Here is a 25,949-nt window from a genome sequence, read left to right on the forward strand (position 1 = left end):
CGCCGCTCAGTAGCAGCGCATGATGTTGACCGTGTGCTCGCCGCCGCCGCGGCCGGGCACCGTCACCTGCTCCGTCGGGCAGCTCGGCACATAGGGCCGGTCGGACGGCACCACGTTCGGCGGGAAGCGATGGGTCCAGTCCCATGGGACGTCGTACGTATAGGTGTAACGCACGTCGGTGGAGGTCGGCTGCCCGGCATCGACGAAAGGCTGGCTATAGCCTCCGTTGTCGTAGAAGAACCCGCCGCCGCCCGGCCAGTAGACCCAGGGCGTGTTGCGCCCGCGGAACCGGGCGCCGGGAGCGATCTGCGGACGCGCCATCGCGCCGGAAGGCGCGGCCATCCCGTGCGCGGCGGTGGCGGTGGCGCCGGGCCTGGCAAAACCGTCATTGGAAGAAAGGAGCAGCGCGGCTGCGCTGAGCGAGGCGAAGAGCGCCCCATATGATCTGGACATCATGATACGCACCAACTCGTTTGGCTTCGGCGGCTCCCCACCGCACGCTAGGCCGGGCCGTCACCCACCCGCAAACGTATAATTAATTGTTGGTTAAGGCACGGAATTACAGCGCTGCGGCGGCCGATTGCCGCTGTCCCGAAATCGGTCAGCGCGGCAATATCCGGATCGTGACGCCGTGCATGCGCGCCCCGATCATCGGCTGGAGATAGGCGCATTTGGCGTATTTCGCCCGGTAGGCCTCGTCGATGCGATGGTTGATCGCCCCCTCGACCGGCGCAAACATGACGTCCTTCATCATGCCTGCCGCGACGATCCGTCCCGCCTTCTGCCGCACCGCGGCCTGGTACCAGCTCGAGTTCCGCCCGTTATACGGGCGCGCATAGAGCGCATCGTCGACCGCGACCGACCAGATCCAGGTCGGCGTGCCCGGCGTTGCGCCGTCCTCGCGGAACGGGGCAACGTGCAGGTCGTTCGCATCCGCGATACGGCGCAGCTCGTCAATTGGCCAGAACGTCATGATGCTCACGCCCTGTATTGGGCATCGGTGACATGCTCGAGCCAGTCGACAGTCTTGCCGCCAACCGATTCCTGGATAGCGATGTGCGTCATCCCGGTCGCAGGCGTCGCACCATGCCAGTGCTTCAGATCAGGTGGAAACCACACGACGTCGCCGGGCCGGACCTCCTCGATCGGGCCGCCCTCGCGCTGCACCCAGCCAAGACCCGACGTGATGATCAGCGTCTGGCCGAGCGGGTGAGTGTGCCAGGCGGTGCGCGCGCCGGGCTCGAAGGTCACCTGCCCGGCACCGACGCGGCCGGGTTCGGGTACCTGGAACAACGGGTCGATGCGCACCGATCCCGAAAACCATTCCGCAGGTCCCTTGCGGGAGGGCTGCGAGCCATTGCGTTGATGTCCATGTCGATCTCCTTTGCATGGGCGAGCCTTGCAGGCGCGCTCGCAAGCAGCGCTGCCACGAGCACGCTCCGTCGCGATAAATTGCTCACGGCTTCGGCCGCTTCTCGAACACGTCCTTGAACACCAACACTGCCGAGAACGCGTTGGGCCAGCCGGCATAGAACGCAAGCTGCGTGACGACCTCGCCGGCCTGCTCCCGTGTCAGCCCGTTATCCATCGCCCGGTTCAGATGATAGGTGATCTGCGCGACCTGTCCGGTCGCGACCAACGCGCTGACCGTAACGAGGCTGCGGTCGCGCGGCGCGAGGCCCGGACGCAGCCAGAGATCGCGGAACAATACATCGGTCGTGTACTGCACGAGGCCGGGTGCGACGTCGCCGAATTGCTGGCCCACGCGCGTTGCCCGCTCGGATTCCGCGGCCTCGTTGATCGGCGACAGCGCAGGCGAGACTGCCGCCAACTGGTCCGACGCGATCTTTCGGGCCGCAAAGACATCCTTCGCAACCGAGACTGCCGACATCGCATTCGCCCATCCCGTGTAGAAAGCCAGATGCGTGACGATCTCGGAGATCTCGGCGGGCTTGACGCCGCTGGCGAGCGCCAGGTTCAGATAATGGGCGAGCTCGACGGTCTGGTTGCGCGCGATCAGCGCTGCCAGCGTGACGATGCTGCGGTCGCGCGCGCTCAACTGCGGACGCTTCCAGAGATCGCCGAGCACGACGGTCTCGCGGTATTTTTCCAACGCGGGTGCGACGTCCCTGATGCTGTCAGACATCGGTTTGGCTCCTTCGGTTCCCTGCTCGCTCCTCGCCGGCGCAGCGACGATCAGGCCGAGCGCAGCGATGGCGATGGTCATTCGTCTCACGGGAAACATGGCGCGCCTCGCTCAATAGTCCTGGCGGGTTGGGCGGAACAGGATCTCGTTGATGTCGACATCCTCGGGCTGGCTGATCGCGAAGGCGACGGCGCGCGCGAACGAGGACGCGGGGATCGCGACCTGCGCATAGAATTGCTGGATGCGGGAGGCCGCGTCGCGGTCGGTGACGCTGTCGGGCAGTTCGGTCGCGACCGCGCCGGGCGAGATCACGGTGCTGCGGATGTTGTAGGGTTTCACCTCCTGGCGCAGCCCTTCGGAGAGCGCCCGCACCGCGAATTTCGTCGCAGCATAGACGGTCGAGCCCGGTCCCACCCTGTGGCCGGCAACAGAGGAGACGTTGATGATATGACCCGCCTTCTGCGCGGTCATGTGCGGCAGCGCCGCCGCGATGCCGTAGAGCACGCCCTTGATGTTGACGTCGATCATGCGGTCCCACTCATCGACCTTCAACCGTTCGAGCAGCGACTGCGGCATCAGGCCGGCATTGTTGAGCATCACGTCGATGCGGCCGTGGGCCTTCACACCCGCGTCCACCAGGGCCTTCACCTGCGCGCGGTCGGCAACGTCGGTCGTGACGGCCAGCGCCTTGCCGCCGCTCGCCGTGATCTCGTTCACGAGCGCGGCAAGGCGATCGGCGCGCCGCGCACCGAGCACGACCGCTGCCCCCTGTGCCGCAAGCAGCCGCGCGGCAGCCTCGCCGAGACCGCTGCTGGCGCCGGTAATGACGACGACCTTGCCAGAGATGCCCTCGTTCATGACGTTCAACCTTCTTCAATGCGCGCAGCGGCGATCCCTCCGTCGTTCGCGGACGGGCGGTACATTCCAGTGATTTGCTGTCGGCTGAAGCTAGGCCGTTTCCGGCCAAGTGATTAGATGATAAAACCTGAATAGATTTATCGCCTGGGCTAATGAATGGACCGCGACAACGCCAGTGACCTCCTCGCCTTCCTCGCGGTCGCGAGAGAACGCAGCTTTACACGGGCCGCTATCAAGCTCGGCATGTCGCAATCGGCGCTGAGCCAGATCGTGCGTGCCCTCGAGGAGCGGCTCGGCGTGCGGCTGTTGAGCCGCACCACGCGCAACGTCGCCCCGACCCAGGCCGGTGAGAAGCTGTTCCGGTCGATTGCTCCGAAATTCGAGGAGATGGACGTCGAGCTCGCCGCACTCGGTGAATTCCGCGAGAAGCCCGCGGGCACCATCCGGATCACCGCAACCGAGAACGCGGCCGATGCCGTCCTGCTGCCGGCACTGGAAAAGATCCTGCCTAACTATCCCGACATCAAGGTCGAGGTGATTATCGACTACGGCCTGTCCAACATCGTCGCCGAGCAATATGACGCCGGCATCCGGCCGGGCGGTCTCGTCGCCAAGGACATGATCGCGGTCCGCGTCGGTCCCGATATGCGCATGGCCGTGATCGGCGCGCCGTCCTATTTCGCAAGACGCAAGAAGCCCCGCACCCCGCAGGACCTGACCGAGCACAACTGCCTCAACCTGCGCCTGCCCACGCATGGCGGGCTCTATGCCTGGGAGTTCGAGAAGAATGGCCGCGACCTCAACGTTCGTGTCGAGGGACAGCTCGTCTTCAACGGCGCCGGCGCATTGCTCAGTGCCGCGCTGCGCGGCTTCGGCCTCGCCTACATCACAGAGACCCAGGTGCAGCCCTATCTGGCGAGCGGGCAGCTCGTCCGCGTGCTCGCCGACTGGTGCCCGCCCTTCTCCGGTTACCACCTCTATTATCCGAGCCGCCGCCAATCCTCGCCGGCGTTTTCACTGCTGGTGGAGGCGCTGCGCTACCGCGGCAGGCAAAACAACACGCGCCCGTAGCCAGTAGCCCGGATGGAGCGAAGCGCAATCCGGGGCCGCTGCATCTGCGGGCGAGAACCCCGGATTACGCTTCGCTCCATCCGGGCTACAAGACCTCGCGTTGCCCGTCGGGCAAAACACCTGACCGCTCGGTCAATCCGCATCGGCAAAATATTCCACTTTACCGAAATTCGGAATTGGCAGATAATGCGCTCACTCCGGCCCAAGGAAGAGGGGCGTATCGCGATCGTCACGAACGCGGGCCGGGCGGCGGTGGACGCGGGCCACATCGGCGCGAAGGGTCTTGCAGGGCGGGCGACCGTGAGCAAAGACCGCGCGCCAACGACAGATGTGATCAGCGTACGGCCAAATCGTGTCGTCCTGGCGCCCGGGGTCTGTGCGCCAAGTCTTGCGGTGATGTGCGTTGCCCGACCGGGCACACACGTCAGCCATCCGCACGGCGACGGGGGCAATAGTGCATCGCTCCCCGGGGAGAGCACGACATAAGCCGTTCCAACCATCGCGCAGGGAAGGCCGGGATGCTCCGGTTGCCCTGTTACCCGCTGTGCATTGTAGCGCAGACTACTCATGGCATAGCGGTCAATGGGAGCCAGCCGGCTCCCGGCCTTCCCTGCGCCCTCTTTCATCGGGGGTGAGGCATCGAGGCAAAGCTCGGGCGAAGTAAGCCGCGAGGATGCGAAGGTGTGTCTGCGGGGCGAAGGATGGGTGGAGCACTTGCGAAACCCATCATGCATCGACGCCGACAAGAGCGTGATGGGTTTCGCTTCGCTCTACCCATCCTACGAACTGCGCTCGGCAATGACTTGTCCGTGAGAACGAGCCCCCTCCCCAGCCCTCTTGCATGCCCCGCCCCTCTTGTAACAAAACTGTCATACAGCAAAACTAAACGATGGCCGGAGGCCGCGGTCGCGGCCATTGCCGCCTCACCGCAGGAGATTTCGATGCGCCGTTCACTGGTGTTGCTGTCCGCCGGACTGACAGTCTTGTCCACCGGACTTGCCTCCGCCCAGAACAACACGCCCCGCAACCTGATCCTCTTCATCCCCGATGGTCTGCGCGCGCTGAAGGTGACGCCGGAGACGGCGCCGGCGATGGCCGAGGTCCGCGACAAGGGCGTCAATTTCAAGAACCCGCATTCGCTCTTCCCGACCTTCACCATGGCCAACGGCTCGGCGATGTCGACCGGCCATTATCTCGGCGACACCGGCGTGTTCTCCAACACGATCTGGACCAACTATACGTCCGCCCCTGCCGGCGACACTGTGGTCCCCTTCATCGAGAACGACGCCGTGCTCGGCGATATCGACGAGCATTTCAAGGGCGACTATCTCAACGAAGAGACGATCCTGAAGATGGCCCGCGACAAGGGCTTCAGCACCGCGGCGATCGGCAAGGTCGGTCCAACCTACCAGTTCGACCACACCGACAAGCCCGAAAGGGCCGGCCTGCATTCGGTCGTGTTCGACGACTCCACCGGCGGCAAGAACGGTGTGGCGCTGTCGGACGAGGTGAAGGACGCGCTGACCAAGGCCGGCCTGCCCCTCGCCACGCCGCCGCGCGGCGACAATTCCAAGGCGGGCGATGCCAAGACGCCCGGCACCGTTGTCGCCAATGTCGCGCAGCAGGCCTATTTCGCCGACGTCGCCGCCAAGGTCGTGCTGCCGATGTTCAAGGCGCGCAACAAGCCGTTCGTGCTGGTGTTCTGGTCGCGCGACCCGGACGGCACCCAGCACAACCAGGGCGACAGCCTCAACCAGATCAAGCCGGGCATCAACGGCCCGAGCACGATGGCGAGCATCAAGAACGCCGACAACAACCTCGCCCAGCTCCGCAAGGCGCTCGACGAGCTCGGGCTGGCCGCGAATACCAACATCATGATCCAGGCCGACCACGGCTTCTCGACCATCTCCAAGGAAAGCAAGACCAGCCCCTCGGCCAAGGTCAGCTATGACGACACGCCGAAGGACTTTTTGCCCATGGGCTTCTTGGCAATCGACCTCGCCAAGGCGCTCGACCTGCCGCTGTTCGACCCCAACGACAAGAACGCTGCCGTCACCGGCAACGCCCATCCGAAGGCCGGCAACGGCGTGCTCGGCAAGGATCCGACCAAGCCTGACCTCGTCATCGCCACCAATGGCGGCTCGGACCTGATCTACCTGCCGAACAAGGACAAGAAGCTGGCGGTCAAGACCGTCAAGGCGCTGCTCGAGCAGGACTACGTCTCCGGCCTGTTCGTGGACGACTCGCTCGGCCGCATCCCCGGTACCCTGCCGCTGTCGAGCATCAATCTGCGCGGCAAGTCGGCGACGCCAACGCCGGCGATCGTCGTCAATTTCCGCTCCTATGCCAGCGATTGCGGTGAGGCGCCGACCAACTGCTCGGTGCAGGTCGCCGACACCGTGCTGCGCCAGGGCCAGGGCATGCATGGCAGCTTCAGCCGCGGCGACACCATGAACTTCATGGCCGCGATCGGCCCGGACTTCAAAGCAGGCTATGTCAGCCAGATCCCGGTCAGCAATGCCGATGTCGGCATGACGGCCGCCCAGCTCATGGGCCTGCGCGGCCCCCAGAACGGCGGCCTGGTCGGCCGCGTAATGTCGGAGGCCCTGCCCAACGGCATCGTGCCGAAGGCCTATACCGGCACGCTGAAGTCCAAGCCCGCCGAGGGCGGCCTGGTGACCGTGCTGAACTTCCAGCGCGTCGGGAGCCAGCGCTATTTCGACGCCGCCGGTTTCCCGGGCCGCACGCTCGGGCTCGAGCCGGACGCCGGCAAACAAAAAACGGCGGGGAAATAACCCCGCCGCTATCTGTCGCGCCTCGCAAGGGGCGCGACAATCTCGTCAAGAAACTTACATGCCGATGTCGAACACGTTCGGCAATTGGCCCGCCAGAGGCAGCGCGGTGGCGCCCAGGAAGGTCGCCACCATCGCCATCAGGCGACGGTTGTTCTGGCGCTTGCCGCGCATCTGTCCCGCAATCCACTCCAGCATCTCGCTGTTGACCTTGGCGGCGTAGGACGGCGCCCAGCTCTCGATCTCGGACTCTGCCGAGAGCGCTACGCTGCGCGGCGGCACCTTCAGGCCCGAGGCGCTCGCGGCATAATGGGCAACGGCCTTGGCGAGCAGGTCGTCGAACCGGCCGCCATCGGTGCGCTCGGTTGCGGCTTCATTGATCTCAAACAGCGCCTCGGCTTCGGCGCGGCTGACCGGCTGGTCGTTGACGGCCGTGGCGGTCAGGATGCGCGCGCACCAGGCGGTGTCATCGGCATCGAGCGAGCGGGAAAAGTGGACCCGGCCCTTGGTGGTCGGGCCTTCGCCCGTGATCACGCCGTCGCGCACGACGGTCAATGCATGAGCCGCGGTATCGCGGCAGGACGGTTCGAGGGACGGCGACTCAACAGACTTAGGCGCAGCGGCGGACATAGTTCACTTCCAGATTTCTTCTGATCGACCAGCATTTTCATGCGGGCGTAAAGGGGTGGTTAACGATTCGATACGGGGATCGCGACTTTTCTCAATGGTTGCCGATTAGTCGCTACGAGGACCATTTCGGTTCCGGAGGCGTCGGGGCGAGCGTGATGCGGGTCATAAACGGCTTTATGGGGGCAATCGAGACCGTACGGCTCCGGTCGAGATGTTTCGTCGCACGCGCGGCTGTAACAGAAAGGTGCTAGGAAATCGGCCCTTCACAGAAGAAATTCACATTTTACTTGAAGCGGTTCACTTAGGGTCGCGGAGACCCTATACTGGCCACGACGGCCAAAGAAAAATTACCAAGTAAATTCAATGAGATGAGGTAGAACCATGACACTCCCGATCGGCACCACCGCGCCCGACTTCGAAGCCGAGACCACCGAAGGGAAGATCAAGTTCCACGACTGGATCGGCAATAGCTGGGCTCTCCTGTTCTCCCACCCGAAGGACTTCACGCCGGTTTGTACGACCGAGCTCGGCGCGCTTGCGAAGCTGAAGCCGGAATTCGACAAGCGCGGCGTCAAGCTGATGGGCCTTTCGGTCGATCCGGTCGACCGCCACTCCAAATGGTCGGAAGACATCAAGGAGACCCAAGGCGCCGCCCCCAACTACCCGATGATCGGCGACACCGACTTCAACGTCTCCAAACTCTACGAGATGCTGCCGGCCTCGACCTCGGGCGATCCGCTCACCCGCACGCCGGCCGACAACCAGACCGTCCGCAATGTCTTCATCATCGGGCCGGACAAGAAGATCAAGCTGGTGCTGGTCTATCCGATGACGACAGGCCGGAATTTTCAGGAGATCCTGCGCGTCATCGACTCGCTTCAGCTCACCGCCAAGCACCGCGTCGCCACGCCGGCCGACTGGACGCAGGGCGAGGACGTCATCATCGCCGGCTCGGTTTCCAACGACGAAGCGAAGACGATCTATCCGCAGGGCTGGAAGGAACCGAAGCCCTACATCCGCATCGTGCCGCAGCCGAAGTAACTCACTGTCTTCCCGTGCGGTCCGCAGGACCGAACCATGGTGCGCAATTGCGCACCTGAGAATCTGGAGATCCCGGGCCTGGTCCTTCGGACCATCCCGGGATGACAGTGTTGGGTCACACGTCCGCTCCTAGGCCGCGTGCACGCGGTCGAGGAAGCTGTCGACCTCGGCCTTGAGATGCAGGCTCTCGCCTGACAGCGCCTGGGCAGAGGCAAACATCCGGCTCGAGGTCTCCCCCGTCTCGCTCGCGCCCTTGGCAGCGTGACGGACATTGACCGCGACATCAGCAGTACCGGAGGCCGCAGCGCGAACGCTGGCCGCGATGTTGTGGGTGGCGCTCCTCTGCTGCTCGACGGCGGCCGAGATCGAGCCCGCGATGCCGCTGATGCGCTCGATGGTCTGACTGATCGCCTTGATGGCGGTGACCGATTCCTCCGTTGCAAGCTGCATGCTGGCGATCTGGTTCGAGATCTCGTCCGTCGCCTTGGCGGTCTGGCCGGCGAGCGTCTTGACCTCCTGGGCCACCACCGCGAAACCGCGACCGGCGTCACCGGCGCGCGCGGCCTCGATGGTGGCGTTCAGCGCCAGAAGATTGGTCTGCTCGGCGATCGAGGTGATCAGCTTGACGACGTCGCCGATCCGCGCCCCCGCCTCCGAGAGCTGCGCCATGCGCTGGTCGGTGGCTTCGGCCTGTCGTACCGCCTCGGCGGAGATCTCGTTTGATTCCTGCACCCGGCGGGTGATCTCGGAGATCGACTGAGACAGTTCGTCGGAGGCCGAGGCCGCCGTGCGGACGTGCTCGGAGGCGTTCTCGGATGCGCCGGCCGACTGCGCCGACAGGTCGGCGGTGGAGCGTGCGGTGTCGGTGAGTTGCCGCGCCACCCGCTCGAACTCACCGGAGGAGCTCAGCACCTTGTCGAGGATGCCGCCGACGCTGCCGCGGAACTGCTCGACGAAGTTACGCAGCTCCGCCTTGCGCTGCTCCGCCGCGGCAGCCGTGGCCGCGGTCTGCTCGCTGCGCAGGCGGGCCCGCTCCAGCGAGTTGCTCTTGAAGACTGCGACCGTGCGGGCGATCTCGCCGATCTCGTCGGCGCGATCCTCGCAATCGATCTCGACGTCGCTCTGGCCTTCGGCCAGCGCCGTCAGCGAGCGTGTGACCGAGGTGAGTGGCTTGGTGATACGGCGGACGACCAGCAAGGTGAGGACCAGGACCAGGAGCGCGGCAATGCCGGCCGCAATCGCCATGCTCTCGATGGCCTGGGTCAGCATGCTCTCGAACTGCGCCATGGGGATGCCGACATAGAGAATGCCGACGATCTTGCCGGTGGCATCCGCGACCGGGAAATAGGCGGTCATGAAGGTTTTGCCGAACAGCGTGGCCGGGCCCTTGTATGCCTCGCCACGGCGCAGGGCGGCCTGCCCGGGATGATCGGCGGCAAGCTGGGTCCCGACAGCGCGGTCGCCGTTCTCCTTCTTCACATTGGTCGAGCGGCGGACGAACTGGCCGCTCGCATCATCGAACACGAACAGGGTCGCGTTGCCGCCGACATAGGACACCGCGCGATCGACGATGGCGTGATCCTTGAACTCCGGCATTTTGGGAATCTCGGCGCGCGCCACCCCGCCATCCCGCATCGTGATCTTCGCGTCGGGAACGACCTCGGCAAAAGCCAGGGCCAGCGTGCGTAAATTGACCTCGATGTCGCGCAGCGCACGATCGTTGAAGGCGGAGGTCAGCGACCAGTAGCCGGCGCCGACCACGAGCGCCGTGTTCACGGCGATCAGCAGCACGGCGCACAGGACGGCCTTGGTACCCAGCTTGAATTGCGGCAAGAACTTTGCCGTCGCACGGTTGGACATGAATGGAACTACCCCCGGAATTCTTGCATATTCATGCAATCGGCTTACGACCGAATTAACGACGGTTCACACCGCGGCACGCGGCATGCTTGCCAAATTGTAAACGAGGCCTGCCCTGACCACCCCAAGCGCGCCGCCTGTCATCGTCTGGTTCCGCGATGACCTCCGCCTGTCCGACCATCCCGCCCTCCATGCTGCCGCGAAGACAGGCGCGCCGGTGATCTGCCTCTACGTGATGGATGAGATGGCCGGACGGGCGCCGGGCGGCGCGACGCGCTGGTGGCTGGCGCAGTCGCTGCGGGCGCTCGGCGCCGAGATCGCCACGCGCGGCGGATCGCTGATCCTGCGCAAGGGGCCTGCGGCCAAGGTGATCCCCGAAGTGGCGCGCGAGAGCGGAGCCGCAATGGTCTACTGGAACGGGGTCGCGCAGGCGCCACATCAGTCCGTCGAGAAACAGCTCGAAGCGGCGCTGGCAAAGCTCGGCGTGGACTCGCAGAGCTTCCCCGGCGACTTGCTGGTTTCACCCTCGGCGATCCGCAACAAGGAGGGCCGCGGCCTTCGCGTCTTCACACCGTTCTGGCGGCGGGTGCTGTCGCTGGGCGATCCGCCCAAGCCTCTGCCCGCACCGCGGGAGCTACGCCCTGCGCCGCCGCTCGCCAGCGACGCGTTGGAGAGCTGGACGCTCGAGCCGACAAAGCCCGACTGGGCTGGCGGCCTGCGCCAGACCTGGACGCCGGGCGAAGCCTCGGCCCGCGTGCACCTCCGCGACTTCCTCAGGCACACCGCGCGCGTCTATGTCGGCGATCGCGACCGTCCGGATCGCGAGGGGACTTCAAGCCTGTCGCCTCATTTGAGGTTCGGCGAGCTCAGCCCGCGCCAGGTCTGGCACGCCGCGCGCTTTGCCGCAGCGGAGAATCCCGCGATCGGGCCCGGCGTCGAAAAGTTCCTGAGCGAGCTCGGCTGGCGCGAATTCTGCCGCCACCTCCTCCACGATCACCCGAGCCTTGCCACCGAAAACCTGCAAACGAATTTCGATGGCTTCCCCTGGAAGGGAGACAAGAAAGCGCTCGCCGCCTGGCAGCGCGGACGCACCGGCTATCCCATCGTCGACGCCGGCCTGCGCGAGCTCTGGCACACCGGCGTGATGCACAACCGGGTGCGGATGGTGGTGGCGTCCTTCCTGGTCAAGCATCTCCTGATCGACTGGCGCGACGGCGAGAGCTGGTTCTGGGACACGCTGGTCGATGCGGATGCCGGCAGCAATCCCGCCAACTGGCAATGGGTCGCCGGCTGCGGCGCCGACGCCGCGCCCTATTTCCGCGTGTTCAATCCAACTCTCCAGGGCGAGAAGTTCGATCCTGATGGAGTCTATGTCAGGCGCTGGGTGCCCGAGCTGAAAGACGTGCCGGCCAAGCTGATCCACCAGCCCTGGCAGGCATCACCGATCGAGCTGGCGAGTGCGGGCGTCACGCTCGGCAAGACCTATCCGCAGCCGATCGTCGATCACGCGAAGGGGCGCGAGCGCGCACTCGCCGCCTACGCAAGGATCCGTAAAGGTTGAGCGTTGCTTTGACACAATTATGAAACCCGCTATCGTCATCGCTCCATACAAACCGTGGGGGACGATATGGACGACGAGAAGCCGATCACCGAACAGGCGATGGACACGATCACCACCGCCGTGGAAGCAACCAGCGAAGCCGCAGTCACCGCCGTCAAGAAGGTCAGGAAAGCCGCCAAGAAGGTCGCGAAGAAAGTAGCGTCGAAGAAGGTTTCCAAGAAGAAAGCCAAGAAGACGTCCAAGAAATCTGCGAAGAAGGCTGCAAAGAAGTCGTCGAAGAAAGCGGCCAAGAAGGCTGCAAAGAAGGCCAACAGGAAGTCCGCGAAGAAGGCTGCCAAGAAGACCGCCAAGTCGAAAAAGAAGGCCAAGCGCTGATCGCTACGCTCGAGCAGGTCTCCGGGTGCGGGGCGCCCGGAGACTTCTCCCATCCCTACCCTCGCCGCTTGGCGGCGCGCCGGCCCGGGTGATGCTCTCCCTTCGGATCGCGGAATTCGCTGCGATGGCCGCGCCGGTCCTCCTTGGCGAAGCGCTTCCGCTTCTCGGGTGAGCCGAACTGCTTGATCACCCTCCGGCCGTTGACCTTCTTGATGACATAGCCGCCTTCCGTCATCGAGAACGGCGCCTTGAGCGACCCCAGATGGTCGAATTTGGTGCCGCGGGGATGCTCGAACGGTTCGAACCAGGACGGATAGACGAAGTTCGACATCGCAAAGCCGTTGACGAGAAAAGACTCCTCTTCCACGGCGTCGCAGACCTCGTAGGCATATTGGGTGTGCCGGGTCTTGTCGGCCCACAGATTGGCCATGGGGTCGAGCACCATCTCGAACAGTTCGTGCGAAGCCGCCAGACTGACCGGATCATCCTCGCCGAGTGCCTTCAGAAAGATCTTTGAGATCGGCTGGCCGCGGTGCGTCAGTTCGTGCCGCCCGAGGAAGTTCTTGTGGGTGGCGTCGTCAAAATAAAGCAGCTGCCAGTCCGTCGGCTTCGGCTCGCGGGTGACGTCGAGGTCGATGGGATAGCCCCAGACCGGCAGGAAATGCTCGTCGTAGCATTTCTGCAGCGCCGCGGTGAGCCTCCCCATCATCCGCTCGCTCATCATCTCCTCCGCGTAGTTGATGCAGGCAATCCGGACCGGCCTCAAGGACCTGCCGAGCAGCGCGCGTCTCGCTTTCTTCATGGAAATCACCTTGCGAAAGGGAAGCTGAAATCAGTCCAGCCTAGCACGAGCGCGCGCCGCACGTCAGGGATGTATTCCGACGTACTGGCTTGCCTGCCTAGAAACGCCGGTTGACCACGAACACTGCCGCCGCGCACATCGCCATGCCGGCAATCGCCAGCGCATCGAGCTTCTCCCCGAACAGCAGATAGGCCATCAGCGCCGTGACGGCGGGCACCAGGTAGAACAGACTCGCAACCGAGGTCGCCGCAGCGTGGCGGATCAGCCAGTACAACAGCCCGATCGATCCGATCGAGAGCGCCACGGCGAGCCAGGCAAGCGCGAGCACGAACTCTCGCGTCCAGTGCACCACGCGGTCCTCGAACAGGAAGGCGCCGACCGTGAAGAAGACGGTGACGGCGATATATTGAACGAGGTTGCCGGCGCGCCAGTCGATGTGGTTGCAGTAGCGGCGCTGATAGAGCGTGCCGAGCGTGATGCTGATCAACGACACCACCGAGGCGAGCCAGCCGAGCCCGGCCTCGCCGGTCATCGGGCGTCCGTGCAGGATCAGCGCTACACCGCCAAGGCCAAGCACCAGCCCCGCCCATTGCACCGGCGTCACGCGTTCGCCGAGCCAGCGGTTGGCGATGGTCGAGGTCAGGATCGGCTGAAGGCCCGGAATCAACGCCGAGAGTCCCGCCGGGATCGAATGCGCGATCGCAATGGCCGTGCCGCCGAGATAGAAGCCGTGGACGAGAATGCCGGCAACAGCGCTATGCGCGACGTCGACGCGGTCCGGCCATTTCGGTCGCGCGATCGCCGCGATGATCGCCATCAGGCCGACCACGATCGCCATGCGAATGGCGAGATAGGTCAAGGGATCGGCGTTGTTGATGATGTATTTGGTGCCGATGAATCCCGTGCTCCAGAGCAGGACGAACAGGATCGGTGCGGCGCGGGCGGTCAGGACTTCTTGATTATGGTTCATTGCCGCCCTCATTGCCCGACCGGGGCCTATGCGGCAATGCGAATTTCCAAACGGGCGATGCTGCGCTGCGATGGACAGCGGGAGCGCAGCTCAGCCACTCACCATTCTTCCGGACAGGGGTCGATGATCTTCCAGAGCTCGACACCGTTCTTGATCTTCTTCATGTCGGTGGTGAGCCCGCCATTGCGGCGAATCCAGTCCTTCACCGTGTTGGGGTAGTAGGACATCAGATCGGACGTCCCTTCCGCGCTGGTGACCTTGATGCCGAAGGTGAAGGCCTTGTCGTAATAGGCCTGGTGGAAGCCGAGGCTGGCGCGCGGCGTCACGCAGATCTTGTTCATCGGCACGATGCCGAGCACCAGGGTGCAGGCCGAATTGCAGATGCCGTCGATGATGACCCGCTCGCCCTTCTCGCGGACGCGCTTGTACTTGGCCTTGTACTCCTCGACGTAGCCGCCGTGGTCACGGGTGATGTGCAGCTCGGCGCGCGCCGGCGTGGCGGCGGCGACGGAGAGCAACAGCAGGCTCAAAAGCGTGATGCGCATGGTGCGTGACGGCGAAAGCCTTCAGGAATGAACCGGCCTCGAAGGACCCCCAAAGGGCCGGCGACAGGATTCTTGAGCGAATTCTCTTTGGCCATACTTGTGTGGGGAATTCGTTAAGCATCCCGAAAAGGCCAAAAATGGGCAGCCTTCGACCCTGCTTCGGGCAATTCTGTCACACCCACCCGGGAATCGGCGGGATTGGCCCCGATTTCCAGGCCCCGGACGGGTGTCCCGGCGGCCCGAAATGGCTATAAACACCTGACCTATTCGCGCGGGTTCCGGAGAATCGAGATGAGCACGTTGAAGCTTGTAGCCGCGGTTGCTGCCCTGTCGGCCGCAATCCTCGCCCCCAGCCTTGCGGAGGCGCGGGGACACCACCGGTACCACCGCTACTACACCAACCCGCTGCCCTACCCGATCAGCTATCTGCACAATTACGGGCCCGGCATTACTCCCGGCACCTTCGCCTTCTACGACGGCCCGTCGAACAACCGCTGCTACCAGAGTTCGGCCACCTATATCGGCCAGGACGGCCGGCGGCACCCCTGCTTCTGAGGGGCGCGCGCTGGCGCATCCTCTGCGGGGGCCGCTATTTGGCGCCCGACAGCAGCAATTGCTTCTCGATCTCGTAGACCGGCAGCTTGACGAGGTCCTTGCCGACCTCGCCCTGAAGCGCCTTGCGCACCACGGCCGAATAATCGGCGCGGATCATCCCGAGCGCGCGTGGTGAGGCCACCATGGTCAGGGCCGAGGTCTCGCCCGCGCTGACGGCGGCATCGAGCCGGCCGGCCAGGCTCCGCAGGAAGGCACGCTCGGCCTCATCGTGCCAATCGGTCTGCTCGACCGAGCTGCGCGCGCCGCCGACGGCGGCGTTCAGCCGGCCCGGCGCATCGGTCCCTTGCGCACCGGTCGAGGGATTGGGCTGCTCGTGCACCTCCCGGATGCGGAGGTTCGGAAACATCTCGTCGCCGAGGTTTTCCAGAACGAGCGCCTTGCGCCCGTCGCACACGATCAGCCAGTCACCCTTGTCTATTCTCATCTTGTCCATTGCACAGCTCCACGCAATCTCGCGAGCCTGCTCTTCGAATTCCTCGAAGCGCTGGCTACGGCAAGATTAGGGATGAAGTCGTGCCGGCGAATTGCGCAGGATCAAGGATGAACGCAATGTCCGGCCAAGCAGCGCCAGTGCAAGCACAGCATTGGTCACAGGCGCGAACCTGGGATAGTCTTGCGAAGCGAAAGGTCAGGTCTGCGGCGAGCTTTGCTGAAGATTTGTTCATCAGCATTACATTTCGGTTCCGCCACAATTTGATCAGAACAACTTCGATATCCTGCATTGCGTAAGCAGAGGAAGACATCATGAATCTCAAGACTGGCCTCGTCGCCGCATCCTTGTTCGGTGCCATCATGGCATCGCCGGCGGCGTCCGCCATGCCCATCGCGCCCGCACCTGCGACGCCGCAGGTCTCCGACGTCGAGCAGGTCCGCATGGTCTGCGACGCCTGGGGACGCTGTTTCTGGCGCCCGAACTATTATGGGTATTACGGCCCGCGGCCGTATTACGGGCCCCGATATTATGGGTATGGGCCGCGCTACTATGGGCCTCGCTATTACGGACCGCGCTATCGCCGCTGGTGATTTCTGAAGGGGCCCTCTCGGGCCCCTTCGCTTTTGCGAGATCGCGCGTTGCGTCCATTCGCGTGCGTGGAGCGATTCCAAAACTGATCTAGATCAAAGATGAAATTCGTTGTGCCGTCATTCTACGTCGATGGCGGATTTCATTGTTTTCCGATGCCCCCAGACGGGCATGAATGTGCAGACGCATCTCGAGAGGCAGCCAAGGCCTGACGAGCGGAGGCTTGAGGGGCGGCGGCTCGAGGGGCGGAGCTTCAAGTCCTTCGCCTGCCCCGCCTGCACGCGTCTTCATTTCATCGACCTCGTCTCAGGCCAACCGATGAACCGGGACCGTTGACGGTGACATCGACCTGCTACGTGGCATGATGTCCGCAATACTACGGCTCGGAATCCGGTTTACTGAATCATCCTGTTTCGCCATTGATTGCGATATATCGATTTTCATTTGATTGTCACATTTCAGCATTCGGCCAGAAGCATGTTCTTCGACGCCCTCGCCCCCTCCTCCGCCCTCCAGCTGATCCGGTTTTCCGATGTCGACGCGTTTCGGCCAGCCGAGTCGATGGAAGACGCCCGCAGCATTCCGCTCGACGTCGCCAACTTCGCTGCGGCGCGCGCGATCGTGAACCTGCCGGGGTGCCGGATCATCGTGGCGAGGTCGTTTGCGCGGATTCTCGATACCGCCTATCGCGCACCGGGCGGCATGGTGATCCTGCCGATGACCGACGATCTGCGGGCGAGCTCGAGCGGAATCGAACTCGACTCGCGCGTTTTCATCGCCTTGCGCGGTAATCATCATTGTCATTTCGTCGAGCATCAGACCAATCACCACGCGCTGATCATGTTCTCCCCCGCCCTCAGGGATCGCGGCTGGTTCGATCGCGCCGATGCATTGTGGGTTCGCATCGCGGACCCCGTGGCGCATCTCTACGCGCGTCAGCTTGTTCTCGACATCCTGCGGACCGCGTCCGTAGAGCCGCACATGTTCGAAACCACAGAGGTCGCCGCGCATCTCCAGGAGGGCCTGCTGCTCGCCCTCGACGACCTGTTTCAAATCGACCCGTCGTCTGATCGCACCGCCCCGAATGCAGGCGCGCGATCGGCCCGGCTCGTGCAGCAGATCGACGATTACGTCGCGGCCTATCCGACCGCTCCGATCTATACGGCCAATCTCGCCGGTGAGTTGGGCGTTTCGGTCCGAACGCTCGGCAGCGCGGTGAGCAAGGTGCGCGGCATGAGCCTGCATCAATACATCCGCCTGAAGCGGCTGTGGGCCACACGCTCGCGGCTCCTGAAGGGCGGCGGTGCCACGGTCGCCACATGCGCACGCGCCCAGGGATTTCATCACCTCGGCGAGTTCGCCGCGGCCTACCGCGCAACCTTCCACGAGGCGCCCTCCGACACGCTGGCACGGGCCCGGCACACCTGCCGTTCCGCAGGCTGACATCACAGGCGCGACGCCGATGGCTTGCCTTGACCACGCGTCGGGCGGCCATGGAACAGGTTCCCCCCGAACGACGTTGTCAGGTCCGAGCAGTGCGCCGCCAGCCAGCCCCGGGGGCGCGCTGAGAAACCCCGCGCGCCCTACGCGCGGGGTTTTTCTCGCGGTCAATCAAGTGGTTCCAGGGAAGAGAATGTCCATCAACCGTAACGTCCTGTTTCTGATCATCGGCGCTCTGGTCGTCACGGCAGCCGTGCTCGGCTACAATCTCTACCAGGCGAAGAAACAGCCCGACGGCCTGCAGATCAATGTCGGCCCCAACGGGCTGAAGATCCAGGGCAAGTGAGGGGACCCGCGAATTGGGCCAGCCGGCCCTCGAGGCTCCTGCCTGGCGAGTGGCGCGCTCGGAAGGATTCGAACCTCCGACCCTCGGAATCGAAATCCGATGCTCTATCCAGCTGAGCTACGAGCGCCCCGGCCCGGGTATGGGGCCGCAATCGAAAACCGCTTGAGCGCCGCTGGCAAGCCAGCGCGCCGGACGGCGTTCGGATAGGTTCGAATTAGCAGAGAGATTGACCAATAAAAAGCCCTTCCCGTCTCGTTTCGAGACGGGTCAGAGGCGTTCCTACCAGAAGAAGCCGAACTGCGGCCGCTGCGCCACCATCATCATCGGCCGGCCCTGCTGCGGCGCTGGATGCGACCTGGCGACCTTGCGCTTGGGCTGAGCCGTAGCCTGCGGGGGCTGGGCCTGAGCTTGCGGCTTGGCGTCGGCCTTCCTGGCGGCATCCTTCGGGGCCGGCGTAAACTGGGCGAAGGTCTCGCGCACCCGGGCCTTGGCCGACATCTCGGCCAGCTCCGGCGAAGCAGCCTCCTGCACCTGAGGCGCAACGACCGCGGCGGTCTTCACTGCGGGTGCGGCAAGCGTCGGCTGGCTGGTGTCGAGCACGACACGCTCAGGCAAATGGCGATCCGACCGGATCCGGATCAGCGGCTGATCGTTGCTTGCACTGACGATGGCCTGTGCGACCGGTTGTGATGGCAGAACGTAATCCGCCACGAACAACAGTGCGAGCAAGGCTCCACCGACGAAAACGAAGTACCTGAAAATGGGCATTGGCCACGCTCCGCCCCCCGCATCCCCGCGTGGGCTCTTCGCCTTAAACTGGCGATACTCTAATTGGTTCCTGCACCCGGCCCTTGGTTCAAATGGCAACGCCAAGTTTTTCGGCCAAGGGCTGCGGACAGTAACTTTTCCGCTATCGGAAACTGGCGGACGTTACGCGCGCCGTGCTGCGACCAGCGAACACTTTGCCTGATCGGCGTTAACGTTGATGAAGCCGACAGGGATACGCGCGAAGGTCTTGCGGCTCTTCATCGTTACCGTGTCGGCAAGCACGCGGCTGCGGTCGGTGAGATGACTGCCATCGCGTCGCGTGAACGCGCAGACGATCTCCAGATCCTTAACGGCATAGTCATTGTCGTTTCGCAGCGTGAACGTCACCAGCGCCTTCGAGCCGAGCCCGCCACGGCGCCAGGTCTGCGATGAGATTTTGAGGCGATCGAGTTCCGCCGCAGCTGGCGCCTGAGCTTCGACAATCGGCGAGACCGCCGCAGCCGTACTGCCCGGAGGTGCCGGTTCGACCGTTGCCACGTCAGACTTCACCGGCTCGGTGCTGTTGCCCCGGGAGAGCGGCAGCAGCATCCACACCCCGCAGCCGACGATGATCGCCGCCAGTAGCCAGAGCAGGCTTCGCCCGAACGAGACGCTCGCTATCGTCACGGCTCGCGCCAGGCGCTCGCCGCTCCCGGCGAAACGTCCCCACCCGATACGGCCAAACCTGACGTTCATGGCTTCATCACCGACCGCGGCCGTAGTTCGTTCGACGACGGACTCGGCCACTGTTTACCTTAATCCGGGAGACGAACTAAGGTTCCCGCGCTCGTGCCGAGTCGGCAAGGACGGTGGCGATCACCAGCCGGGGCCGCTAACATGCGCTGCAACATCGAAGACCCCGTTGGGAGAACATGAAATGCCAGTCGTCGTCACTTGGGATCACGTCCATCTGCGCAGTCCCGATCCGGAGGCCACAGCGGCGTGGCTGCGGGACATCCTCGGCGGAGAGATCGTGCGCGCACCGGGACGGATCGACGTGAATCTCGGCGGCGCAAAAATCTTCATCGCATCGCTCGAGGGCGACAACGCCGTCAACCCGCCGCCGCCGCACCCGCATCAGGGCCTCGACCATTTCGGTCTCACCGTGAAGGACATCGACGCCGCCGCGGCCGAGATCAAGGCCAAGGGCGTCACCTTCACGCGCGAGCCGACCACGATCCGGCCCGGCGTGCGCATCTGCTTCATCCGCGGCCCGGAAGGCATCTCCATCGAGCTGCTCGAGCGCGACAAGAAATATACCTGACCCGTCGCCTCATCTGGCGCCTCATCCGAGGTCGACGAGAAGCCGGGCGTACTGTCGCCCGGCTAACTCATGCTGCCCGGCATGAAGCAGCGGATGGCGACGCCCATGTAGCCGTAGATCGGCCACACCATGGTGCGCCCGACCCGGTTCGGCTCCAAGATGACGGCCTCCTCGGGCACGTCAACCCAGACGAGCTCCTGCTGCTGGTCGTCGAGCACATGACCCAGGCGCGGGATGCGGACACGATAATGTCCGTCCTTGCTCTCCCAGTCAGCGTCCGAGAGCGCCGAGCCGTCGGCATCGGAACAGCAAGGCCCCTTGCCGCTGTGCAGGCCGTCGAACCACGCCTTCAATTCGGCATTGGTGTTGACGAACTGGCCGCGGTCGCGCGCGTGCCCCGAGGGGGCTGTAAGCGCGATCAGGGCCAAGGCGCAAGCGAGGCTCACCATGCTTCGCCAGCGTGGCGCGCCACCAGGCGGCCGTTGTGTTTCGCAAATCGTGGGACGCACACTGTACAGACGCGGCTCATCGCCGCCGGAATCGATCCAGTTGCTCACGTTTGTCTTGCTCCAGCACCCCGCGGCCAGTGCAACAATGGTTATGCATTTCGCGGGCCAACTTGATTCGCAACGACTGGCCTCGCGCCATGATCAGACCGTCGTGGTGGTGTCATAGACAAGCCGGGACAACTACGGCTGGCGGCGGCAAGATCGCACCGCCGCCCGGCAAACTGCCGCGTTGCGCGCGGGAACGCGCTTTGGCATAAAAGCTCTACCGGTTACGCCGTTGGGCGATGGCGGCCGGCCTGTGGGACGTGATGAAGAACGGCCTCTATTCGATTCATGTGAACCTGCTCGATGGTCGAGTCGGCAAGGGCAGCGGCGTGATTGTTTTTCGCGACGGCAAGATCCTTGGCGGAGATGCGTACCTCTATTACACCGGCAGCTACATCGTGAAGGACGACCACACCTTCAAAGGCGAGGTGCTGGTGCAACGGCACACCTCGCCGCGGGGCGATGACAATCCGCTGTTCGGCGGCCCTGCCCCCGTCGGCATCGGCGTCAGCGGGACTTACACGGACAGCCGCGCGGAGATGACGGGCACAGCGCTCGTCGGCAAGGCCAGCCTGATTTTCGGCGCCACCCTGCACAAGCTCGCGGAAGCTGATTAGGCGCGGGACTATTCCGCAGCCTGCTCGAGCGGCGCGGTGCGCGGCAGGATGATCTGGATGCGCGTCCCCTCGCCCGGCTCGGAATCGAGATCGAGCCGCCCGCCGAGGCGATTGGTGACGATGCTGTAGACGATGTGCAGTCCGAGGCCGGTGCCGCCCTGGTCGCGCCGCGTGGTAAAGAACGGATCGAAGGCGCGGCGGCGGACGTCGAGCGACATGCCGCAGCCATTGTCCGAGAAGATGATCTCGACATTGTCCTTGCCGGACTCGCGCACCTGGATGTCGATGATCCCTGGCCGGCCGTCCGGAAAGGCGTGCGCCACCGAATTGAGAAACAGATTGGTCAGCACCTGGCCATACGGGCCGGGATAGCTGTTCATGGTCAGGCTCGGCTGGCACTCGACGTTGAGCGTCAGATTGTGTTTGCGCAAGCCCGGCCGCAGGCTCATCACCACCTGCTCGGTGAGGTCGCCGAGATCGAAGCTGCGTTGGTCCGAGTAGTTGCGATCCGCCGCGACCTGCTTGAACGACTGGATCAGCTCGGCCGCGCGGTTCAGGTTGGAGACGAGCTGCGAGGACGCATCGCGGCTGGTGTTGAGGAAGTCGTTGAGCGTGGAGCGACGGAGCTCGCCGCGCTCGACTTCGGAGGTGAACATCGCGGTCTTGCGCTCCAGCGCGGATGCCACCGTGAGGCTGATACCGACGGGATTGTTGACCTCGTGGGCGACGCCGGCGACGAGCCGTCCGAGCGCGGCGAGCTTTTCGGCCTCGATCAGCGAGGCCTGGGTCTCGCGCAGATTCCGGAGCGCGGTTTCGGCGGATTCCTTGGCTTTGCGCATCTCCTGCTCGCCGCGCTTGCGCTCGCCGATGTCGAGCGCCACGGTGACGATCCGCTCGATCTCGCCGTCGGCATCGAGCAGCGGCAACTTGTTGACCAGCCATTGCCGCATGTTGCCGGAGGAATCCTTGTACTCCTCCTCGTAGAAGCCGAGGCCCCTTCGAAGCTTGAGCACCCTCTTGTCGCTCTCGTCGGACTTGGCCGCGCCATAGCGCGACATCAGATCCGCGGTGGTGCGGCCGAGCGCATCGCCGGGCTCGATGCCGAAGATGCCGGCCATGTAGCGGTTCATCAGCACGTAGCGCAGCTCGCGGTCCTTGACGTTGATGACCGCGGGCACGGTGTCGATGACCTGCTGGAGCAGGCGCCTGCCTTCGGCGATGGCGTCTTCCGCCCGTTTCTGGTCGGTGATGTCGCGCAGCGTGCCCTCGTAGCGGACGATGTTGCCCGCCTCGTCCCGCACGCCCGTGGCGCTGTCGGAAAGCCACAGGATGTTGCCGCTGCGCTGGCGTACCTGGTACTCGAACTCGCGCACGATGCCGTCGCGCGCCATCAGCCGCTGATATTCGGCACGCGCCTCGGGGTGGACGTAGATGGTGTGGGCGATGTCGTTGATGCTGTCGATGAGCTGCTGCGGGCTGTCATAGCCCATCATCCGCGCCAGCGCCGGATTGGCATTGAGCAGATCGCCGGCCGGCGTCGTGACATAGATGCCGTCGACCGAGCCCTCGAACAGCTTGCGGTAGCTCTCTTCGGCGAGGCGCTGCTCGGTGAGCGCCCGCACCGCCGCCTCGCGCGCCGTGTCGGCCTCCTCCAGCGCGCGGCGGAACACTTCGGCCGCGCGCGCGATGTCGCCGATCTCGTTGTCGAGGTCGGCCGACGGGATCGAGGTGTCCTTCTCGCCCGCTGCGAGCGCGCGGATGGATCTCGCTATCTTCGCAAGCGGCCGGACGGTCCGCCGCACCACGAAGCCGGCCGCGAGAATGCCGATCAAGACGCCGATGGTGCCGAACACGATGCTCTGCCACCGCGCCTCCGTCAGCGTGCGGGCGAAATCGCGCGACAGCACGTGGCCGCGCCTCGCGCTGACCTCGCGCAGCAGTTCCGTGACGCGGCCGATCAGGCGGCCCTCGGTGCCCAGCACCTCGCGGTCGATATCGGCGATCTGCCGCTCCCGGACCGCCACCGCGATGATGGCCTCGGCATAGTCGTTCACGGCCGTCTTCAGCCCGGCGTCGGCGATGACCATCGCCCGCATCCCCTGCGCGGCCTGCTCGGCGGCGGACGGGTTGCGCGCGAGCAGCCCGAGCGCGATCTGGCTCTGCGCCTCCGACAGGCGGGAGGCGAGCTCGCGGTCCGCCGCGGATCCGACGGCCACGTCGAACCGGTCGCGCAGCGGCGGCAGGCCGGCGAGCAGCTGGGCGCGGCGGTCGATCAGGGTCGAGATCCGCTCGAGGCCATTGCGATAGGTCGCCAGCCGCTCGGTGACCCCGTCGATCATGTCCTGCTGCTCGGGAGCGAGCTCGATGCGGGTCTTCTTCAGGATGTCGCTGAGCGTCGCGGCCGCCTCGCCGACCTGCTTGAACTGGATCCCGGCGCCGGGATCGGTGACAAAGTCGCGCGCGGCGAGCCGCAGCTCGTTCATGCGGCGGTCGATGTCCTCGGCGAGGTCGCCGACGCTCTGGAGCCGCTGCAACTCGGCGAAGGTCGTATCGATGTGCCGGATCGCGATCACGCTCGCGGTCGAGGTGACGATGATCACCGCCAGCACCAGGAGGAAGCTGCCGAAGGTGAGCTGGCCGATGGAGAGCGAGAATGTTCGCTTTTTCTCAGGGGTCGGCGTCAATTCGGCGGACATTGGGGCTTTTGAGGACCGGGCTATTGGAGGCCCAATATACGATGGTTTGCGGCTCTGGGGGAACATGCCTCGCGCTGCCGAATATCCTTAATATCGCGAGCCCGCCGCCCGTCTCCCCTCCCGATTATGACGTTTTGACGCTGGCCGGCCGCCGGGCCGGGATCGTCATGGCGGCGACGCCGAGGACGACGCAGGCAAGCCCGATCCAGGCGGTCCGGCTCAGGGTTTCGCCGAGGAAGGCGACGCTAATGGCGACCCCGATGGGCACGCGCAGATAGGCCTGCGCGGTGGTACCGACCGAGCCCAGCGTCTGGATCAGGCGGAAGTAGATCGCGAACGCCGCCGCAGTCGAGAAGGTCGCCAGCGCGAGCAGCGCCAGCACGGAACTCAGCGAGGGCGACAGCGTCCAGGGCTGTTCGACGATCAGCGAGGCCGGGATCAGCGCCGCCGCGCCCGCCAGCAGCGAGCCGGCGGCCGGTGCCATCGGATCGAGACCTTTAAAGCTGCGGCCGAAGATCGCGGCGCAGGCGTAGCAGATCGTGGCGGCGACGATGGCGGCCTCCGCGACAAGGCCATTGCCGATGTCGTGGAAAGCGTCGACGCCGACGATCAGCAGGATGCCCGCCATGCCGGCGACCACGCCGAACAGTTTTCGCGGCGTCGTCACCTCGTGGCGCGTGACTACGGCCGTGAGCAGGAAGGTGAAGATCGGTCCGGCCGAGTTGAGGATGGTGGCGAGCGCAGCATCGACATGGCGCTCGCCCCAGGCGATCAGCGTCCAGGGGATGACACTGTTGAGCACGGCCTGGAACGCGAAGCGCTGCCAGGTCGCGGCATCCGTGGGCATCCTGATGCCGCGTGCCCACATGACGACGAGCAGCAGCAGACCGGCGATCGTGGTGCGCGCCGCGATCAGCGTGATCGGCGGAATAGTGGCGACGCCGAGCTTGATGAAGGTGTAGGAGCCGCCCCAGAGCGTTGCGAGCGCGACCAGCAGCGCCAGCTCGACGGCGATGTTGGGGTCCCGTCCCTTATCCATATTGCGCGTCCCGTCCATTCGCGATGGACGGAACCTAGCGCGTCCGTGGCCGCCAATACTTCGTTTGGTGTCGAAGTATCCTAGCCGACCGCCCCGACCTCGAACACCTCACCGTCATAGCCGGCCTCGCGGGGAATGCGGAGCTGGCGGCCGCCTTCGGTCTTGGTCATGACCGGCATCACCGTGACGATCGACATGCCGCGGGCGTGCTCCAGCGCGGCGCCCACGCTCCCCTGCTTGGCCAGGCGGATCAGGTTGCGCGTGGTCGGAAACGGCAGCTTGAAGCGGCCGCTCTCGCCGCCCTCCACCGCCTCTCGCGGCGACACCCAGATCGAGTCGGTGGACTCCCGGCCGTCATGGGCGCCGAGCTGATCGGGGGGTGCGGCCGCGAGGAAGAACCAGGTGTCGAACCGCTTCGGCATGCCCTCCGGCGTGATCCAGTGCGCGTAGGGCACGAGCGTGTCGAGCGCGAGCTGGAGGCCGTTGTCGGCGAGGATACTCACGAAGCTGATCTTGTGCTCGTTGAGGGCGACGCGATGCTTGTCGGCGATCTCGCCGGCGCGCCTGGCGTCGATCGGCGTACCCGCGCCCTTCGCCCGCGCCAGCAGGATGCCGCTTTCCTCAAAGGTCTCGCGGATCGCGGCGATCCGAAAACCGCGATCCGATTCACTTAAGGCTTCGCCGCCCGAATAGAGGTCAGCACGGGCGACGATCTCGTTGTCGCCGGCATCGACACTGCCGCCGGGAAACACCAGCGCGCCCGAGTTGAACTCGATCTGATGATGGCGGACCATCATGAAGACTTCGATTTCGTCGCGGCTCTTGCCGTCGACCTTTGCACCGTCACGGAGCAGAAGGATGGTCGAAGCTGGGCGTGATGCTGATGTCTCTGGCATTCA

The 25,949-nt window shown here is 64.7% G+C and carries 28 protein-coding genes, 1 tRNA gene and 1 pseudogene; 12 read left to right on the forward strand and 18 right to left on the reverse strand.

Going from position 1 to position 25,949, the window contains the following annotated elements:
- Nucleotides 1-6: 6 nt before the first annotated feature.
- From AB7008_RS30240 to AB7008_RS30260, 5 genes and pseudogenes are all read right to left on the reverse strand, one after another.
- On the reverse strand, nt 7-456 hold the full coding sequence (locus AB7008_RS30240) for a hypothetical protein (protein WP_304490219.1): 450 nt from the start codon (nt 454-456) through the stop codon (nt 7-9).
- Between the two features lie 145 nt (nt 457-601).
- Nucleotides 602-973 (reverse strand): DUF2255 family protein, encoded by a 372-nt coding sequence (locus tag AB7008_RS30245; RefSeq protein ID WP_441259993.1) that lies wholly within the window; start codon nt 971-973, stop codon nt 602-604.
- 5 nt (nt 974-978) lie between these two features.
- A pseudogene (locus AB7008_RS30250) lies at nt 979-1,362 on the reverse strand ((R)-mandelonitrile lyase); the annotation flags it as partial.
- A 94-nt stretch (nt 1,363-1,456) separates the two neighbouring features.
- On the reverse strand, nt 1,457-2,227 hold the full coding sequence (locus tag AB7008_RS30255) for a carboxymuconolactone decarboxylase family protein (RefSeq protein ID WP_441259994.1): 771 nt from the start codon (nt 2,225-2,227) through the stop codon (nt 1,457-1,459).
- Nucleotides 2,228-2,257: 30 nt separating this feature from the next.
- Nucleotides 2,258-3,004 carry an SDR family oxidoreductase gene (locus AB7008_RS30260; RefSeq protein ID WP_028154942.1) on the reverse strand — a complete coding sequence of 249 codons (747 nt, stop codon included), beginning with the start codon at nt 3,002-3,004 and terminating at the stop codon, nt 2,258-2,260.
- A 156-nt stretch (nt 3,005-3,160) separates the two neighbouring features.
- Between AB7008_RS30260 and AB7008_RS30265 the strand changes: the two genes are divergently transcribed.
- Nucleotides 3,161-4,075, forward strand: coding sequence for a LysR family transcriptional regulator (locus tag AB7008_RS30265; RefSeq protein WP_441259995.1), 915 nt, complete (start codon nt 3,161-3,163; stop codon nt 4,073-4,075).
- Nucleotides 4,076-5,016: 941 nt separating this feature from the next.
- Nucleotides 5,017-6,870: an alkaline phosphatase family protein gene (locus tag AB7008_RS30270; protein WP_441259996.1), complete on the forward strand. Its 1,854-nt coding sequence runs from the start codon at nt 5,017-5,019 to the stop codon at nt 6,868-6,870.
- A 54-nt stretch (nt 6,871-6,924) separates the two neighbouring features.
- Here AB7008_RS30270 and AB7008_RS30275 read toward each other — a convergent pair whose 3' ends face one another.
- Nucleotides 6,925-7,497 (reverse strand): hypothetical protein, encoded by a 573-nt coding sequence (locus tag AB7008_RS30275; protein WP_014494580.1) that lies wholly within the window; start codon nt 7,495-7,497, stop codon nt 6,925-6,927.
- Nucleotides 7,498-7,878: 381 nt separating this feature from the next.
- On the opposite strand from AB7008_RS30275, the gene AB7008_RS30280 reads away from it, so the two are divergent.
- Nucleotides 7,879-8,538 (forward strand): peroxiredoxin, encoded by a 660-nt coding sequence (locus tag AB7008_RS30280; protein ID WP_014494579.1) that lies wholly within the window; start codon nt 7,879-7,881, stop codon nt 8,536-8,538.
- Between the two features lie 129 nt (nt 8,539-8,667).
- Here the strand turns inward: AB7008_RS30280 and AB7008_RS30285 are convergent, their stop codons facing one another.
- Complete coding sequence (locus AB7008_RS30285) at nt 8,668-10,398, reverse strand: methyl-accepting chemotaxis protein (RefSeq protein WP_304490224.1); 1,731 nt, start codon at nt 10,396-10,398, stop codon at nt 8,668-8,670.
- A 169-nt stretch (nt 10,399-10,567) separates the two neighbouring features.
- On the opposite strand from AB7008_RS30285, the gene AB7008_RS30290 reads away from it, so the two are divergent.
- On the forward strand, nt 10,568-11,959 hold the full coding sequence (locus tag AB7008_RS30290; RefSeq protein ID WP_441261258.1) for a cryptochrome/photolyase family protein: 1,392 nt from the start codon (nt 10,568-10,570) through the stop codon (nt 11,957-11,959).
- Between the two features lie 66 nt (nt 11,960-12,025).
- Nucleotides 12,026-12,334, forward strand: a complete 309-nt coding sequence (locus AB7008_RS30295) for a histone (RefSeq protein ID WP_441259997.1) — start codon at nt 12,026-12,028, stop codon at nt 12,332-12,334.
- Between the two features lie 55 nt (nt 12,335-12,389).
- On the opposite strand, the gene AB7008_RS30300 is transcribed toward AB7008_RS30295, so the two are convergent.
- The 3 genes from AB7008_RS30300 to AB7008_RS30310 form a co-directional block, all read right to left on the reverse strand.
- The gene (locus AB7008_RS30300) at nt 12,390-13,136 is read right to left on the reverse strand and encodes a hypothetical protein (protein WP_248878402.1); all 747 of its coding nucleotides are present in this window, start codon (nt 13,134-13,136) and stop codon (nt 12,390-12,392) included.
- A 97-nt stretch (nt 13,137-13,233) separates the two neighbouring features.
- A complete protein-coding gene (locus tag AB7008_RS30305; RefSeq protein WP_028154936.1) occupies nt 13,234-14,106 on the reverse strand; it encodes a DMT family transporter in 873 nt (290 codons plus the stop codon).
- 98 nt (nt 14,107-14,204) lie between these two features.
- Nucleotides 14,205-14,651 carry a hypothetical protein gene (locus tag AB7008_RS30310; protein ID WP_014494573.1) on the reverse strand — a complete coding sequence of 149 codons (447 nt, stop codon included), beginning with the start codon at nt 14,649-14,651 and terminating at the stop codon, nt 14,205-14,207.
- A 291-nt stretch (nt 14,652-14,942) separates the two neighbouring features.
- On the opposite strand from AB7008_RS30310, the gene AB7008_RS30315 reads away from it, so the two are divergent.
- Nucleotides 14,943-15,206 (forward strand): hypothetical protein, encoded by a 264-nt coding sequence (locus tag AB7008_RS30315; protein ID WP_028154934.1) that lies wholly within the window; start codon nt 14,943-14,945, stop codon nt 15,204-15,206.
- A 34-nt stretch (nt 15,207-15,240) separates the two neighbouring features.
- Here the strand turns inward: AB7008_RS30315 and AB7008_RS30320 are convergent, their stop codons facing one another.
- The gene (locus AB7008_RS30320) at nt 15,241-15,699 is read right to left on the reverse strand and encodes a baeRF12 domain-containing protein (protein ID WP_441259998.1); all 459 of its coding nucleotides are present in this window, start codon (nt 15,697-15,699) and stop codon (nt 15,241-15,243) included.
- A gap of 311 nt (nt 15,700-16,010) precedes the next feature.
- On the opposite strand from AB7008_RS30320, the gene AB7008_RS30325 reads away from it, so the two are divergent.
- The 4 genes from AB7008_RS30325 (at nt 16,011) to AB7008_RS30340 (ending at nt 18,073) form a co-directional block, all read left to right on the forward strand.
- A complete protein-coding gene (locus AB7008_RS30325; protein ID WP_028154932.1) occupies nt 16,011-16,289 on the forward strand; it encodes a hypothetical protein in 279 nt (92 codons plus the stop codon).
- Between the two features lie 130 nt (nt 16,290-16,419).
- The gene (locus AB7008_RS30330; RefSeq protein WP_038936221.1) at nt 16,420-16,623 is read left to right on the forward strand and encodes a hypothetical protein; all 204 of its coding nucleotides are present in this window, start codon (nt 16,420-16,422) and stop codon (nt 16,621-16,623) included.
- Between the two features lie 141 nt (nt 16,624-16,764).
- Nucleotides 16,765-17,730, forward strand: a complete 966-nt coding sequence (locus tag AB7008_RS30335) for a helix-turn-helix domain-containing protein (protein WP_441259999.1) — start codon at nt 16,765-16,767, stop codon at nt 17,728-17,730.
- 190 nt (nt 17,731-17,920) lie between these two features.
- Entirely contained in the window at nt 17,921-18,073 is a 153-nt protein-coding gene (locus tag AB7008_RS30340; protein ID WP_014494567.1) for a hypothetical protein, read from the forward strand.
- Between the two features lie 50 nt (nt 18,074-18,123).
- On the opposite strand, the gene AB7008_RS30345 is transcribed toward AB7008_RS30340, so the two are convergent.
- The 3 genes from AB7008_RS30345 to AB7008_RS30355 all read right to left on the reverse strand — a co-directional run bounded on the left by AB7008_RS30345 (nt 18,124) and on the right by AB7008_RS30355 (nt 19,576).
- Nucleotides 18,124-18,200: transfer RNA gene (locus tag AB7008_RS30345), tRNA-Arg, on the reverse strand.
- 152 nt (nt 18,201-18,352) lie between these two features.
- A complete protein-coding gene (locus tag AB7008_RS30350; protein ID WP_441260000.1) occupies nt 18,353-18,841 on the reverse strand; it encodes a hypothetical protein in 489 nt (162 codons plus the stop codon).
- A gap of 162 nt (nt 18,842-19,003) precedes the next feature.
- Nucleotides 19,004-19,576, reverse strand: coding sequence for a hypothetical protein (locus AB7008_RS30355; protein WP_441260001.1), 573 nt, complete (start codon nt 19,574-19,576; stop codon nt 19,004-19,006).
- Between the two features lie 181 nt (nt 19,577-19,757).
- Between AB7008_RS30355 and AB7008_RS30360 the strand changes: the two genes are divergently transcribed.
- On the forward strand, nt 19,758-20,144 hold the full coding sequence (locus tag AB7008_RS30360; protein WP_441260002.1) for a VOC family protein: 387 nt from the start codon (nt 19,758-19,760) through the stop codon (nt 20,142-20,144).
- A gap of 62 nt (nt 20,145-20,206) precedes the next feature.
- Here AB7008_RS30360 and AB7008_RS30365 read toward each other — a convergent pair whose 3' ends face one another.
- Nucleotides 20,207-20,701, reverse strand: coding sequence for a hypothetical protein (locus AB7008_RS30365; RefSeq protein ID WP_028154927.1), 495 nt, complete (start codon nt 20,699-20,701; stop codon nt 20,207-20,209).
- Nucleotides 20,702-20,961: 260 nt separating this feature from the next.
- On the opposite strand from AB7008_RS30365, the gene AB7008_RS30370 reads away from it, so the two are divergent.
- Nucleotides 20,962-21,315 (forward strand): GrlR family regulatory protein, encoded by a 354-nt coding sequence (locus AB7008_RS30370; RefSeq protein WP_028154926.1) that lies wholly within the window; start codon nt 20,962-20,964, stop codon nt 21,313-21,315.
- Between the two features lie 8 nt (nt 21,316-21,323).
- On the opposite strand, the gene AB7008_RS30375 is transcribed toward AB7008_RS30370, so the two are convergent.
- The 3 genes from AB7008_RS30375 to AB7008_RS30385 all read right to left on the reverse strand — a co-directional run bounded on the left by AB7008_RS30375 (nt 21,324) and on the right by AB7008_RS30385 (nt 25,946).
- Nucleotides 21,324-24,011 (reverse strand): PAS domain S-box protein, encoded by a 2,688-nt coding sequence (locus AB7008_RS30375; protein ID WP_038956424.1) that lies wholly within the window; start codon nt 24,009-24,011, stop codon nt 21,324-21,326.
- 124 nt (nt 24,012-24,135) lie between these two features.
- Nucleotides 24,136-25,050 (reverse strand): DMT family transporter, encoded by a 915-nt coding sequence (locus AB7008_RS30380; RefSeq protein WP_441260003.1) that lies wholly within the window; start codon nt 25,048-25,050, stop codon nt 24,136-24,138.
- 80 nt (nt 25,051-25,130) lie between these two features.
- On the reverse strand, nt 25,131-25,946 hold the full coding sequence (locus AB7008_RS30385; RefSeq protein WP_441260004.1) for an NUDIX hydrolase: 816 nt from the start codon (nt 25,944-25,946) through the stop codon (nt 25,131-25,133).
- Nucleotides 25,947-25,949 lie beyond the last annotated feature (3 nt).

The sequence above is a fragment of the Bradyrhizobium sp. 521_C7_N1_3 genome (genome assembly GCF_052075975.1).
In the GTDB taxonomy this organism is placed as follows: domain Bacteria; phylum Pseudomonadota; class Alphaproteobacteria; order Rhizobiales; family Xanthobacteraceae; genus Bradyrhizobium; species Bradyrhizobium japonicum.

Bases quoted from the DNA above. Each gene is read 5' to 3' on its own strand.
- AB7008_RS30240 (WP_304490219.1), bottom strand. From the start codon at position 456: ATGATGTCCAGATCATATGGGGCGCTCTTCGCCTCGCTCAGCGCAGCC.
- AB7008_RS30245 (WP_441259993.1), bottom strand. From the start codon at position 973: ATGACGTTCTGGCCAATTGACGAGCTGCGCCGTATCGCGGATGCGAAC.
- AB7008_RS30255 (WP_441259994.1), bottom strand. From the start codon at position 2,227: ATGACCATCGCCATCGCTGCGCTCGGCCTGATCGTCGCTGCGCCGGCG.
- AB7008_RS30260 (WP_028154942.1), bottom strand. From the start codon at position 3,004: ATGAACGAGGGCATCTCTGGCAAGGTCGTCGTCATTACCGGCGCCAGC.
- AB7008_RS30265 (WP_441259995.1), top strand. From the start codon at position 3,161: ATGGACCGCGACAACGCCAGTGACCTCCTCGCCTTCCTCGCGGTCGCG.
- AB7008_RS30270 (WP_441259996.1), top strand. From the start codon at position 5,017: ATGCGCCGTTCACTGGTGTTGCTGTCCGCCGGACTGACAGTCTTGTCC.
- AB7008_RS30275 (WP_014494580.1), bottom strand. From the start codon at position 7,497: ATGTCCGCCGCTGCGCCTAAGTCTGTTGAGTCGCCGTCCCTCGAACCG.
- AB7008_RS30280 (WP_014494579.1), top strand. From the start codon at position 7,879: ATGACACTCCCGATCGGCACCACCGCGCCCGACTTCGAAGCCGAGACC.
- AB7008_RS30285 (WP_304490224.1), bottom strand. From the start codon at position 10,398: ATGTCCAACCGTGCGACGGCAAAGTTCTTGCCGCAATTCAAGCTGGGT.
- AB7008_RS30295 (WP_441259997.1), top strand. From the start codon at position 12,026: ATGGACGACGAGAAGCCGATCACCGAACAGGCGATGGACACGATCACC.
- AB7008_RS30300 (WP_248878402.1), bottom strand. From the start codon at position 13,136: ATGAAGAAAGCGAGACGCGCGCTGCTCGGCAGGTCCTTGAGGCCGGTC.
- AB7008_RS30305 (WP_028154936.1), bottom strand. From the start codon at position 14,106: ATGAACCATAATCAAGAAGTCCTGACCGCCCGCGCCGCACCGATCCTG.
- AB7008_RS30310 (WP_014494573.1), bottom strand. From the start codon at position 14,651: ATGCGCATCACGCTTTTGAGCCTGCTGTTGCTCTCCGTCGCCGCCGCC.
- AB7008_RS30315 (WP_028154934.1), top strand. From the start codon at position 14,943: ATGAGCACGTTGAAGCTTGTAGCCGCGGTTGCTGCCCTGTCGGCCGCA.
- AB7008_RS30320 (WP_441259998.1), bottom strand. From the start codon at position 15,699: ATGGACAAGATGAGAATAGACAAGGGTGACTGGCTGATCGTGTGCGAC.
- AB7008_RS30325 (WP_028154932.1), top strand. From the start codon at position 16,011: ATGAATCTCAAGACTGGCCTCGTCGCCGCATCCTTGTTCGGTGCCATC.
- AB7008_RS30330 (WP_038936221.1), top strand. From the start codon at position 16,420: ATGGCGGATTTCATTGTTTTCCGATGCCCCCAGACGGGCATGAATGTG.
- AB7008_RS30335 (WP_441259999.1), top strand. From the start codon at position 16,765: ATGTTCTTCGACGCCCTCGCCCCCTCCTCCGCCCTCCAGCTGATCCGG.
- AB7008_RS30340 (WP_014494567.1), top strand. From the start codon at position 17,921: ATGTCCATCAACCGTAACGTCCTGTTTCTGATCATCGGCGCTCTGGTC.
- AB7008_RS30350 (WP_441260000.1), bottom strand. From the start codon at position 18,841: ATGCCCATTTTCAGGTACTTCGTTTTCGTCGGTGGAGCCTTGCTCGCA.
- AB7008_RS30355 (WP_441260001.1), bottom strand. From the start codon at position 19,576: ATGAACGTCAGGTTTGGCCGTATCGGGTGGGGACGTTTCGCCGGGAGC.
- AB7008_RS30360 (WP_441260002.1), top strand. From the start codon at position 19,758: ATGCCAGTCGTCGTCACTTGGGATCACGTCCATCTGCGCAGTCCCGAT.
- AB7008_RS30370 (WP_028154926.1), top strand. From the start codon at position 20,962: ATGAAGAACGGCCTCTATTCGATTCATGTGAACCTGCTCGATGGTCGA.
- AB7008_RS30375 (WP_038956424.1), bottom strand. From the start codon at position 24,011: ATGTCCGCCGAATTGACGCCGACCCCTGAGAAAAAGCGAACATTCTCG.
- AB7008_RS30380 (WP_441260003.1), bottom strand. From the start codon at position 25,050: ATGGATAAGGGACGGGACCCCAACATCGCCGTCGAGCTGGCGCTGCTG.
- AB7008_RS30385 (WP_441260004.1), bottom strand. From the start codon at position 25,946: ATGCCAGAGACATCAGCATCACGCCCAGCTTCGACCATCCTTCTGCTC.